Here is a 12406-nt window from a genome sequence, read left to right as displayed (position 1 = left end):
AGCCTTTTTATTTTAATACACTATATAGAATCGCGGAGACGCTTACAGACGCTTACACGTGAAAGGATGGGTGAAGGGAACACCCTTCACCTATAAACTGCTTATAGATAGGATAATACAAGGAAAAGTGAAGGGTGAAGAGATTGTTCATTATAACTCTTCGCATACCCGCATTTCCATACCTTTATATACCACTACAATCTTGTGTAGTTGCGTGGAGCCAATAGCTTGTTTCACCGTGTCCGTGTCGGCATAGCGGTTGGCCTGGGCGATGGCTTCCTGACGCAATTCCTCCACACGGTTTTCAGAATCGCGATATTTGGCGTACTTCAACTCAACGATGTAGCTGTGCTTCATGTCAGAATATATGTCCAACATGGGACAGAGGAAAATATCGACGTAACCCGCTTGTGTATCTTGCTCGGAGATAGGACGGTAGAAGCGGTTTTGCGCAGTCATGGCCAAGGTGAAGCCGTGAACGAAGAATTCGCCCTTTTGCTTGTCACGCTGGGATGCATAACGTTTCAGGCAGTCGGCAATGTAACCGAAATAGGCTTGCCAATTGCCATCATAGGCGAGCTGACTTGAAAGTTCGCTCTTTTCGTAGCTGCTGAAATTTAAGTCTGCGTCGTTGTAGGTATTCAGCAAATAAGTGTAGAGCTGCTCTTGAACCACCAGGTTCGGAATGGTCAGTTTGGTCTTGCCTTTATCTATTCCGCTAATGGTCAACATTCCGAAATAGTAGAGCAGGCTTATAAAATTGTCTGGATTGGTGATGTTGACGGCAGGGAAACCCTTCTTCAGTTCACCGGTGATATAGCCTTGACTCACTAAAGTTTGAATGACGGAAGCATCGTGTGCAAACTCCTTATCCTTTCGAATGAGCATACGCAGCTTTTCATAGTCGATACGTATATTATCTTCTATCATTTCTCGTGGTGCTTTGCCGTTATCTATGTAATTCTTCACGAAGTAGAGCACCATGTTGGAGTTGTACATGGTAGTTTCACCGTAACAATCCTGTGCGAAGCAATAATTGTCGTACCACGGTTTCATTATTTCAATTAGTTCGTCAACAGTATGGCGGAAAGGGCTGTTTGTTGAATAGTAAGTCAGCATTTCGCGCACTTCTTCTTCGGTGAACCCCATCATTTGGTTAAATTGGGGTGTAAGTGAGTAGTTCGTGCCGATGTTGAAGCCACTCGTCAGGTCATCCATCGTTACGGGGCTTACGCCGGTGATGAAACAACGCTCTATGCTGGAATAAGTTCCTGCCTTCACCTTATTGAAGAAAGCACGCAGATAACCTTCGCCATGCGTTTCATCAGTGTAGCGGTGCAAGCTTTCCGCATCGGAAAGGATGGCGTTGGTGAAGTGGTCGTATTCGTCGATGAAGAGATACATTTTCTGTTCGGCACGTTCGCACTCCGAAACCAAATAGTCCAGTTGGTTGACAGCCCCGTCCTTTTCGTCCAATCGTTCTCTGATGCCGTGTGGTAGAAGGTCGGAGTAGACTTCACAGAAGAAGTCGAAGCGGATTTGGCAATGTGCATCCAGTCCTTTTCGATAATCGTTCAGTTCGCCGGTGATGCCTGAAAAGTTAAGGTAAAGCACCAGGTAGCTGTTGCGGTTTGCTGTGGGATGCTTCCCGATGTAGAGGTCGCCGAATAAATCGTTGAACTTATCGCGGGTACGCACATCGTAGTAGTGTTGCAGTACGTTCAGCGTGAGGCTTTTGCCGAAGCGGCGGGGACGGATGAAGAAAAAGAACCGGTCTGCCTGCTCTATCATAGGAATGAAGCGGGTTTTGTCTACATAATAATAGTCTTCGCGGCGGATGACTGCGAAGTTCATCATACCGTAAGGCAAACGCTTTCTGTTGGGTACTATATATTCCATTGGATCCATTTCCTGTCCTCCTGCTGATTTCTTATATTATAACTTGCTTATTAATAGCGTTAACGACACAAAGATAGTAAAAGTTCTTGTTGGGTACGAGGCATCCTCAAAAAAGTATTGGAAAAACTCATTCACACTAAGAATTGCAGCCTTCGCAAAACTATTCTGAAACAGCTGTGAAGGGGCGGAAATAATTCTCGGGGTTAGCTTGTTTTTACTGAAAGATACTGTATTTTTGTGCAGAACTAAAAAAATAGATTATGTTGGACATTATTTTGATTGTAATTAGTGCCCTTTGTATGATAGCCGGGTTAGCTGGTTGTATTCTGCCGTTTCTTCCCGGTCCGCCTATTGCTTATGTCGGGTTGGTTATTCTGCACTTCACGGATAAGGTACAATATTCTACGACACAATTCATCGTATGGTTATTGATTGTAGCTGTTTTGCAGGTATTGGATTATTTCACTCCGATGCTGGGAAGTAAATATAGTGGCGGTAGTAAATGGGGTAATTGGGGATGTATCATAGGAACCCTTGTCGGTCTTCTTTTCTTGCCTTGGGGCATTATTCTCGGTCCGTTTCTAGGGGCGGTGATTGGTGAACTATTAGGAAATAAAGAGTTCTCGCAGGCACTTAAATCAGGTGTGGGCTCTTTACTCGGATTTATATTCGGAACTTTACTGAAGTTCGTTGTCTGTGGTTATTTTTGCTATCAATTTATCATAGGTCTTATTCGGTAACCTATTTGATGTTGTAAAACATTCGTAAGAATAACCTATCTATTGCCTTTACATAGAGTACTAAATCGATGTGTGTTCGTCTTTATTGAAGTAGCACATTGAGGTAGTACCATGAAAAAGACTTTTATTTATCTTTCTTTTATCATTTTCTTGGGGTGGTTTCCCTCGCTTTTTGCGGGAGAAATTTATGTATCCCTGCAGGGGAATGATAAGAATCCCGGGACAAAGGAAGCTCCGTTTAATACATTAAACCGGGCAATCAAGCAGGCTCGTGAATGGCGTAGACTGAATCGGCCGGAAGTAGCCGGAGGAATTTATATTCGTTTGGAAGAGGGTGTTTATGCCCAGCGCAATTCTCTATTTCTTCGTCCGGAAGATAGTGGGACACCCGATTCTCCAACGGTGATTTGTGCAGTAGATGGTGCTCACCCTGTAATTAGTGGTGGAGTTGCTGTTACGGGGTGGAAGCGTGGATGTAATCATCCGGCAATTCCTGAAAAGCTAAAGCAGAAGATATGGTCGGCAGAGGCTCCCCTAATAGGAAATAGAAGAGTAGAAACCCGGCAAATGTGGGTGAACGGTCATAAAGTTCAAAGAGCTGCGCAATTTCCTGACGGAGGATTGGAACGAATGATTGACTTCAATCCGGAAGAACAAACAATAACGATCCCCGTTTCTCAAAGTGTAAATCCGGAAAGACTTCAAAATGCCGGCCAACTGGAAATGATTGTCCATCAACGCTGGGCGATTGCTATTTTGCGCGTGAAAAGTATAGACGCGAAAGACGGACAAGCTGTAGTTCGCTTCCATGAACCCGAAAGTCACCTGGAGTTTGCGCATCCCTGGCCGCAACCCGTCATCGGAGGAGAGAAAGGAAATTCTTCCTTTTGTCTGACCAATGCACTGGAATTGCTGGACCAACCCGGTGAATGGTTTCAGGAATATCCTTCCGGCATGATTTACTATTATCCGCAGGCGGACGAAAATATGGAAACTGCTGAAGTGATTATCCCTGCTTTGGAAACTTTAGTGACCATAGACGGTACATTGTCCCGTCCGGTAAAGCATATACAATTTAACGGAATTACTTTTGCGCATACCTCCTGGATGCGTCCTTCTTTTCAGGGGCACGTCACCTTGCAAGGGGGATTTCCTTTATTGGATGCCTATAAACTACAAGAACCGGGGCTTCCGGAAAAAGCGGAACTGGAGAACCAAGCCTGGATCACCCGTCCCGAAACAGCGATACGTGTAAGAGGTGCCGAGCATATTGATTTCAAGCATTGCACCTTCCGTCATTTATCGTCCACCGGACTGGATTATGAATGGGCAGTCACAGCATCGAGCGTCGAAGATTGTCAATTTACGGATATTGGAGGAACGGCTTTACTGGTCGGTGCATTTCCGGACGGAGGATTTGAGACGCACATCCCTTTTATTCCTGCTGACGCACGGGAATTATGTTCCCATATTACTATCAGAAACAATTTCATCAGTAATGTGACTAATGAAGACTGGGGATGTGTAGGTATCGGCGCCGGATATGTCAGAAACATGGATATTTCTCATAATGAAGTCTGCCATCTGAACTATTCAGGGATTTGTGTAGGCTGGGGATGGACATCGCTGGAGAGCGGAATGTGCAACAACCGGATAGAAGCAAACTATGTACATCACTTTGCCCGTCGGCTATACGATGCAGGCGGCCTGTATACTCTTTCCAACCAGCCGGGTTCCGTCATGCGAAATAACCGGATCGAACATTTAATCGAAGCCCCCTACGCTACGAATGACCGGGCTTTTTATATCTATCTGGATGAAGCTACGGACGGATATACAATGGAAAACAACTGGTGTCCCACTGAACGTTTTGATTCGAACCGCCCCGGGAAAAAGAACGTGTGGAAGAATAACGGGCCTCAAGTGGCGGACAGTATTAAATACAAAGCTGGAAGAATAAAGCAAGATTGAAACAAATCAATGGATTAACATAGTCATCAATGTACTAGTATAGCAATCAATAAACTAGTGTAATAATCATTAGAACTAGACTAGTATGGTAATCATTCAAACTAATATGATAATTATAGTAATCAATAAACGATATTTAATCAATAAAATAGATGAAACCAACGAACTATCACTTATTTGATTTCCTTGATTTCGATACCGAGTTATCAAGGAATGAGTCGCTTTGGAAAGCATACAAGCCAACGGCTGTTTATGAAAAGGAAGGAGATATTTACGTAACAGTTCCCTTTCAGAAGCAAAAGCTGGCTAACGATATGATGGCGGATACCGATGTTCCCCAGGAGGAATATACGTTAATCATCCGTCAGTATAACATCGGCATCACCCGCCTGTTTCTTGGCTTCGGCGATTATGTACTGACAGATGAGTCGGAAATGCTGCAATTCAGTGACCGGATTCAGAAAGTGCCCCTGTTTATAAAAGAACAAAAAGGAAAATGGATTCTTTCGACGGAAGACGGAACGAAGCGTGCCATTATCAATGTGGAAGAGCCTCTATTAGACCGATGGAGCGAATTGCTTCCCGACCCTCAAGAAACGCTTGACATCACTTTATACCCTGACGGAAAGCGTGAAATCCGCTTGTCAGCCTACGACCATTTTTCGCCTCCCCGCTACGATGCGCTACCTGTTGCCTTTTGCAAACGCGACGGTCGGAAAGAACGTGCAACGCTTTCTTTTGAATGTAAGCCCGATGAATGTTTTGCCGGAACCGGAGAACGTTTCTTTAAAATGGACTTAAGCGGACAGACTTTCTTCCTGAAAAACCAGGACGGGCAAGGAGTCAATAATCGGCGTACTTATAAGAATATCCCCTTCTATCTATCCAGCCGCATGTATGGAACATTCTACCATACATGTGCTCATAGCAAGCTCTCGCTGGCCGGACATTCCACCCGTTCCGTCCAGTTTCTAAGCGACCAGGCATTGTTGGATGTATTTGTAATAGGCGGTGATACGATGGAAGATATTCTTCGCGGTTATCGTGACCTGACCGGCTATCCGTCTATGCCTCCTCTTTGGAGTTTTGGCGTTTGGATGAGCCGTATGACTTATTTCAGTGCCGATGAAGTAGACGAAATATGCGACCGCATGCATGCCGAACACTATCCCTGTGATGTAATTCATCTGGATACGGGCTGGTTCCGTACCGATTGGCTCTGCGAATGGAAATTCAATGAAGAACGGTTCCCCGATCCGAAAGGATTCGTCGGGCGGTTGAAAAAGAACGGCTATCGTGTCTCTTTATGGCAACTTCCATACGTTGCGGAAAATGCAGAGCAGATTGATGAAGCCAGAGCCAATGATTATATAGCCCCATTGACCAAACAACAAGCGACCGATGGTTCCAACTTCTCCGCCCTGGATTATGCCGGAACAATCGACTTTACTTACCCGAAAGCAACCGAATGGTACAAAGGACTATTGAAACAACTTCTGGATATGGGAGTAACCTGTATCAAAACCGATTTCGGTGAAAACATTCACATGGACGCCCTCTATAAAGGCATGAAGCCGGAATTGTTGAACAACCTGTATGCCCTGCTTTATCAAAAGGCTGCTTACGAAATTACGAAAGAAGTGACAGGTGACGGCATTGTCTGGGCACGTTCCGCATGGGCGGGATGCCAGCGTTATCCTTTGCATTGGGGAGGCGATTCATGTAGCTCTTGGGATGGAATGGCAGGTTCTCTGAAAGGCGGTCTGCATTTCGGTCTGTCGGGATTTGCTTTTTGGAGCCATGATGTTCCCGGCTTCCATACATTGCCCAATTTTATGAACTCGGTAGTAGCAGATGATGTGTACATGCGTTGGACTCAATTCGGCGTATTCACATCGCATATCCGTTATCACGGAACCAATAAGCGTGAACCCTGGCACTATCCGGCCATAGCTCCGTTGGTGAAAAAGTGGTGGAAATTGCGTTATTCGCTCATTCCATACATCATAGAACAAAGTAAACTAGCCATAGAAAGCGGCTATCCGCTCTTGCAGGCACTCATTCTGCATCATCCGGAAGATAAACTTTGTTGGCATGTGGATGATGAATACTATTTCGGCAATGATTTCCTGGTAGCTCCGGTGATGAACAGCGAGAACCGTCGGGATATCTATCTTCCCGAAGGAAAATGGGTGAACTTCTTTACGGGAGAACGTCTGGAAGGAGCATGCTGGCTGAAAGACGTATACGTTCCATTGGAAGAAATGCCCGTATATGTGCGTGCAAATGCCGTGATCCCCATCTATCCGGAAGACGTGGACTGTACGGATGAAATGGATTTAAGCAAGAGCATGGCTTTACGCATAGATAATGATTATAAAGGATTTTGGACTATGATAGATTGTGGTAGAAAATTAATTAATTTAGTATAGTATGAAAACATGGAAGAGTAATTTAGAAGAAACAAAACAACGTTATATAAATTGGTGGAACCATAAAGGAATCATTCTCAATATGTGGGAGCACTTCCAGGAAGGAGTGCAACCACATGCAGAGATAACGTCTCCCGCACCGGCAAAAGACCTGTCACAAAAGTGGTTCGACCCTCAATGGAGAGCGGAATATCTGGATTGGTATGTGGCGCACAGCAGTCTGAAGGCCGATATTCTTCCGGTTGCGAATACCCAACTGGGTCCCGGTTCTCTAGCCGCCATTTTAGGCGGAGTGTTTGAAGGCGGGGAAGACACCATTTGGATTCATCCCAACCCGGATTTCACCGATGAAATAGTCTTTAACCCCGAACACCCGAACTGGATTCTTCATAAAGAACTCCTGAAAGCCTGCAAAGCGAAAGCCAACGGACACTACTTTGTCGGTATGCCCGACCTGATGGAAGGACTGGATGTCCTGGCCGCACTGAAAGGAACGGATAGGGTATTACTGGACACAGTGATGCAGCCCGAAATCTTGGAACAACAGATGCAGCAAATCAACGACATCTACTTCAAAGTATTTGATGAACTATACGACATCATCCGTGAAGGCGACGAGATGGCTTTCTGTTATTTCTCGTCCTGGGCTCCCGGAAAGATGAGTAAATTGCAAAGTGATATTTCGACCATGATTAGTCAGGATGATTATCGCCGGTTTGTGCAACCTTTTATTCGTGAACAATGTCAGAAGATTGATTATACCCTTTATCATCTGGATGGAGTGGGAGCCATGCATCACCTGCCTGCCTTGCTTGAAATTGAAGAATTGAATGCGATTCAATGGACTCCCGGAGTGGGCGAACCACAAGGAGGATCTCCCAAATGGTACGATTTGTATAAGAAGATTCTGGCAGGCGGAAAGAGCGTGATGGCTTGCTGGGTGACATTAGACGAACTAAAACCTCTATTGGATCATATCGGCGCGGACGGTGTACATTTGGAAATGGATTTCCATAACGAAAAGGAAGTGGAGCAGGCTATGCGGATTGTTGAAGAATATACCGGTTCTTCTACCGCTGTAAATACCAATGAACATCAACAGGATACCGACTTGGCAGCTACCGGACAGGAACGTATTTGTATACGGGAAGAACAACACCAGCAAGAGGATAAACTGAAACCTCTGTATGAAGCCATTGTTGCCGGGAAACTGGAACCTGCGGTTGAAATCACCCGACAAGCCATTGCGGAAGGAGTAGCTCCCCAAATGATTATCAATAATTATATGATTAAAGCAATGGGCGAAGTGGGACAACGTTTCCAGGATGGAAAGGCTTTTGTTCCCCAACTGTTGATGGCAGGACGTGCCATGAAAGGGGCTTTGGAACTACTGAAACCTTTATTGGCAGGAAGTGCTTCCACTACAATCGGTAAGATTGTCATCGGTACAGTGAAAGGAGACCTCCATGATATTGGTAAAAACCTGGTGGCTTCCATGCTGGAGGGGTGCGGCTTTGAAGTCATAAATATTGGTATTGATGTGACTTGTGACAAGTTTGTGGAAGCTGTGAAGGAAAACCATGCTGACATCTTGTGCATGAGCGCATTGCTGACTACTACCATGACGTATATGAAAGAGGTTATTCAGGCATTGGAAGAGGCCGGTATTCGTAATCAGGTGAAAGTGATGATTGGCGGAGCACCCGTCAGTCAGGGGTTTGCTGACGAAATCGGTGCAGACGGATATAGTGATAATGCGAATACAGCCGTAGCAGTTGCCAAAGAACTGATTGGAAATAAAAAATAGAATAAAAAGGCACGGATTACACGGATCAACACGGCTCTTAATTACATAGCCTATTAAAACCGTGAAATCCATGTAATCCTTGCCTAAAAGAAAATTAGATTTAAACTTACGTTACTTATTTAATACTTGAATTATGCATGTGAAATTCTTAGAGACATTAGATTGGAGTATTCTGATTGCCTACTTCCTTATTTTGATAGCTATTGGTATATGGGCAAGTTCTAAACGAAAAAAGGGGAGTAGTCTTTTCCTTGCGGAGAATTCGTTGAGATGGTATCATATCGGCTTTTCCATGTGGGGGACGAATGTCGGACCTTCCATGTTGATAGCTTCCGCAAGTGCCGGATTTACTACTGGTATTGTTTCGGGGAATTATGCTTGGTATGCATTTGTCTTTATATGTCTGCTTGCTTTTGTCTTTGCTCCCCGATATTTGGGTAGTCGCATTACGACATTGCCCGAATTTATGGGAAAACGTTTCGGACAATCTACCCGTAACATCCTTGCCTGGTATACCATTATTACCATTCTTATTTCATGGCTTGCATTGACTTTATTTGCCGGTGGAGTCCTGATCCGTCAGGTCTTCGATATTCCTATGTGGCAATCGGCATTGCTGTTACTTGTCATCTCCGCTTTCTTCACGATGCTCGGCGGACTGAAAGCTGTGGCCTACACGAATGTATATCAAATGATACTGTTGATTGTAGTATCAGCCACACTGGCTATCATGGGAATCTATAAAGTGGGTGGTGTAGGAGCACTGGTGGATGCCGTTCCGGCGGATTACTGGAATCTTTTCTATCCAAATGATGACCCGGCTTTTCCCTGGCTACCTATTATCCTGGGTTATCCTATTATGGGAGTTTGGTTCTGGTGTACGGATCAGTCGATGGTGCAACCGGTTCTTGCTGCCAAGAATCTCAAAGAAGGACAGATGGGAACCAACTTTACCGGATGGTTGAAAATATTAGATGTACCTCTTTACATTCTTCCCGGCATTATCTGCCTCGCTTTATTCCCACAATTGGAGAATCCCGATGAGGCTTATATGACAATGGTGACTCATTTGTTCCCGACAGGAATGGTCGGCTTGGTATTGGCTGTATTGACAGCAGCATTGGTAAGTACTGTCGGCTCTGCATTGAATGCATTAAGTACGGTATTCACGATGGATATCTATGTGAAGAAAATCCGACCGCAGGCCAAACAGAAAGAGATTATCAGAGTGGGACAAGTGGTTACGGTAGTCGGTGCACTGATCTCTGTGATAATAACCATAGCGATCGACAGCATCAAGGGACTGAATTTGTTTAATGTTTTCCAGTCTGTACTGGGATTTATAGCTCCTCCGATGGCAGCTGTATTTCTCTTTGGCGTGTTCTGGAAACGCACCACTACTCTGGCAGCTAATATGGCTCTAACATTGGGAACAGTGTTCAGTATCGGAGTAGGAATCTTGTATTTATGGGTGTTTCCGGCAGAACAATATGATGCATGGCCCCATTTTATGCTGCTTTCCTTCTACTTATTCGTTATCATCGGAATAGGCATGATAGTAGTCAGCCTGTGGGATAAGTCTCCGCAATTGGGCATCTTGAATATGGAAAAGATAGAGGACAAACCTGCACGAATTGTTCTTATCCTATGGGGATTACTTATTGTGACTATGATCGGGCTTTACATCTTCTTCAATGGCCACTAGTTTTTATTCACTACAGAGGACGCAGAGATTATTATCTAATAATAAAAAGACTCCGTGTCTCTGCGTCCTCTGTGGTGAAACTATTTTCTACGAAAGCAATTTTCGTACGTACACAGCCCGCAAGTATATTCCAGCTTACGGACATGAGAACCCACTCCAATAATACCACTTACAGATTTGATGGGAATCATCAGGCTGGAATCTGTCAACTGAATACCACAGGGCGAAGCGACCGGAAATAAGGAGAATAGTTTTTGTTGTTCCGATACGTGCCATCCGCAATAGCCGGGGCTGTATCTGTTAGTGTGCTTCCAACCTCTCTTTTCGATAAATGCAGCCAACTTCTCTTCCATGCAATCAGCAGCCTTTTCTGCAATGATGCTCCCTAATGAGTCTGCTATATATACTTTCACCATGTCGTCCTCTTGCTGAAGCAGATGTTGAAACTTCTCAAATTCAACTCCGGCAGTTGCAGTAAAAAAGGCAAAGGCTTCCGAACCCCGTAGTTGGCGGGCAATGGTTTTACTGATTGAGAGAACCGTATCTTTTACAGTCAGTGTTGCTTTTTCAGTGTCAAGCAGTCCGTCAGTGAGGAAAAAGAAAAAACGGGGACGAAGAAGGGGAGTGATACGGTCAAGTAACGTATTTATTTCTTCTATAACCATTCCATCCGGCATAGAATCTTTATATCCCATCGCTTCGTAGATATCGGACGATGGGATTTGCAGTTTCTGGTAAGTAAGTTCCTGTTCAACCATTATTGAACTCTTCCAATGCGGTATAAAATGCGTCTATATTAATAGAAGACGTATGTGGCGGAATATCACAACCACTTGACAATACGAAATTAGGATATGCACGGGTAGTCTCCAATAGTTGCAAAGTCGCTTCCTTCATAGTCTCCGGGCCTGCCATCTTGAAAAGGCTCACCGGGTCCAGATTTCCCATTGCCAGTGCATCGGTCGGAACCTCTTTCAACGCTTCCTCCATCTTAATTTTATTCCCGAAGTGGTAAGCGGCTGCACCGGTATAAACCATCGCTTGCGTGCAATTCCCTGTGTTTCCGCAATTATGAAGCACTACGGCAAAGTGCTCATCCTGTACCTTCTCTATTATTTCTTTCACAAATAAAGAAGAATATTGCAGGCAATCTTCGTTGGATAACAGTCCTGCAGCAGGTTCAGCCATGATTACACCGTTCACACCGGTTGCTTTCAATGCCATGCAATAGCGGGTGATGAAGTCACTGCATTTTCTTAATAACGTATTGGCTGCATCGGGATTAATATAAATCAGCATCATGATTTCCGACATATCATACAAACGTCCGGCCAGCGAATAAGGACCGATGCAACCGGCAAAAACCGGACGGTCTGTAACATTTCTGGCTGTCAGCATATTTGCTTTAAGATATTCCGGGATTCTTCCTTTATTCAACGCCGGAACTTCCAGCTTTTCAATAGCAGCTTCATCCGCCAGTAAACGGCCGGACACACTGGGCACCTCATTTTTCGGAAAGATAATCTCTGCCCCGAAAGCTTCCGCTTCTACCGTCAGATCCATGATAACGGTTGCTGCCGCAGCCGGATACTTGTCACAAAGAGCTTTGATAGCCTCATAATGAACCTGTCCGTTTGTTACCGCATCATGCACCGTTTTCCCGATAAATTCGATACCCGGATGTGTCATGATCGGAATTGCAATCGTTTCCTTACGTTGGATCGTTTGGCTGATCCATTCTTTCATATTCAGTTTACCCATAATTTTAGTTTTTAACTTCGTCTTGTAATAAAGACGAAGTTACCCCTCTTTTGTAATCTCGTATATGATAAAATCTGATACCGGTATAAAA

General features: G+C 44.6%; 8 protein-coding genes. 5 read left to right on the top strand and 3 right to left on the bottom strand.

Annotation, left to right across the window (positions count from 1 at the left end; translation table 11 throughout):
* Positions 1-150: 150 nt before the first annotated feature.
* Positions 151-1908: an AAA family ATPase gene (locus tag DXA54_RS23885; RefSeq protein WP_008648265.1), complete on the bottom strand. Its 1758-nt coding sequence runs from the start codon at positions 1906-1908 to the stop codon at positions 151-153.
* A gap of 251 nt (positions 1909-2159) precedes the next feature.
* Here DXA54_RS23885 and DXA54_RS23880 point away from each other — a divergent pair, with 251 nt between their 5' ends.
* The 5 genes from DXA54_RS23880 (at position 2160) to DXA54_RS23860 (ending at position 10554) form a co-directional block, all read left to right on the top strand.
* Positions 2160-2639, top strand: coding sequence for a DUF456 domain-containing protein (locus tag DXA54_RS23880; RefSeq protein ID WP_004307315.1), 480 nt, complete (start codon positions 2160-2162; stop codon positions 2637-2639).
* A gap of 111 nt (positions 2640-2750) precedes the next feature.
* Positions 2751-4610, top strand: a complete 1860-nt coding sequence (locus tag DXA54_RS23875; protein ID WP_120080858.1) for a right-handed parallel beta-helix repeat-containing protein — start codon at positions 2751-2753, stop codon at positions 4608-4610.
* Between the two features lie 152 nt (positions 4611-4762).
* Positions 4763-7042, top strand: coding sequence for an alpha-xylosidase (locus DXA54_RS23870; protein WP_120080856.1), 2280 nt, complete (start codon positions 4763-4765; stop codon positions 7040-7042).
* Position 7043: 1 nt separating this feature from the next.
* The gene (locus tag DXA54_RS23865) at positions 7044-8849 is read left to right on the top strand and encodes a corrinoid protein (protein WP_008648260.1); all 1806 of its coding nucleotides are present in this window, start codon (positions 7044-7046) and stop codon (positions 8847-8849) included.
* Positions 8850-8982: 133 nt separating this feature from the next.
* Entirely contained in the window at positions 8983-10554 is a 1572-nt protein-coding gene (locus DXA54_RS23860) for a sodium:solute symporter (RefSeq protein WP_008648257.1), read from the top strand.
* 80 nt (positions 10555-10634) lie between these two features.
* On the opposite strand, the gene DXA54_RS23855 is transcribed toward DXA54_RS23860, so the two are convergent.
* Positions 10635-11312, bottom strand: coding sequence for a vitamin B12 dependent-methionine synthase activation domain-containing protein (locus DXA54_RS23855; RefSeq protein WP_008648255.1), 678 nt, complete (start codon positions 11310-11312; stop codon positions 10635-10637).
* The gene (locus tag DXA54_RS23850; protein WP_004297447.1) at positions 11305-12315 is read right to left on the bottom strand and encodes a methylcobamide--CoM methyltransferase; all 1011 of its coding nucleotides are present in this window, start codon (positions 12313-12315) and stop codon (positions 11305-11307) included. The genes DXA54_RS23855 and DXA54_RS23850 overlap by 8 nt, the downstream gene beginning before the upstream one ends.
* Positions 12316-12406 lie beyond the last annotated feature (91 nt).

The organism is Bacteroides sp. OF03-11BH, assembly GCF_003604005.1.
Taxonomy (GTDB): domain Bacteria; phylum Bacteroidota; class Bacteroidia; order Bacteroidales; family Bacteroidaceae; genus Bacteroides; species Bacteroides ovatus.
The sequence above is the reverse complement of the archived record's forward strand: the minus strand, read 5'-3'. Positions and strand labels throughout refer to the sequence as shown.

What these genes read in the sequence shown, in the direction of transcription:
- DXA54_RS23870 (WP_120080856.1), top strand. Translation starts at nt 4,763, where the DNA reads ATGAAACCAACGAACTATCACTTATTTGATTTCCTTGATTTCGATACC.
- DXA54_RS23855 (WP_008648255.1), bottom strand. Translation starts at nt 11,312, where the DNA reads ATGGTTGAACAGGAACTTACTTACCAGAAACTGCAAATCCCATCGTCC.
- DXA54_RS23860 (WP_008648257.1), top strand. Translation starts at nt 8,983, where the DNA reads ATGCATGTGAAATTCTTAGAGACATTAGATTGGAGTATTCTGATTGCC.
- DXA54_RS23880 (WP_004307315.1), top strand. Translation starts at nt 2,160, where the DNA reads ATGTTGGACATTATTTTGATTGTAATTAGTGCCCTTTGTATGATAGCC.
- DXA54_RS23850 (WP_004297447.1), bottom strand. Translation starts at nt 12,315, where the DNA reads ATGGGTAAACTGAATATGAAAGAATGGATCAGCCAAACGATCCAACGT.
- DXA54_RS23875 (WP_120080858.1), top strand. Translation starts at nt 2,751, where the DNA reads ATGAAAAAGACTTTTATTTATCTTTCTTTTATCATTTTCTTGGGGTGG.
- DXA54_RS23865 (WP_008648260.1), top strand. Translation starts at nt 7,044, where the DNA reads ATGAAAACATGGAAGAGTAATTTAGAAGAAACAAAACAACGTTATATA.
- DXA54_RS23885 (WP_008648265.1), bottom strand. Translation starts at nt 1,908, where the DNA reads ATGGATCCAATGGAATATATAGTACCCAACAGAAAGCGTTTGCCTTAC.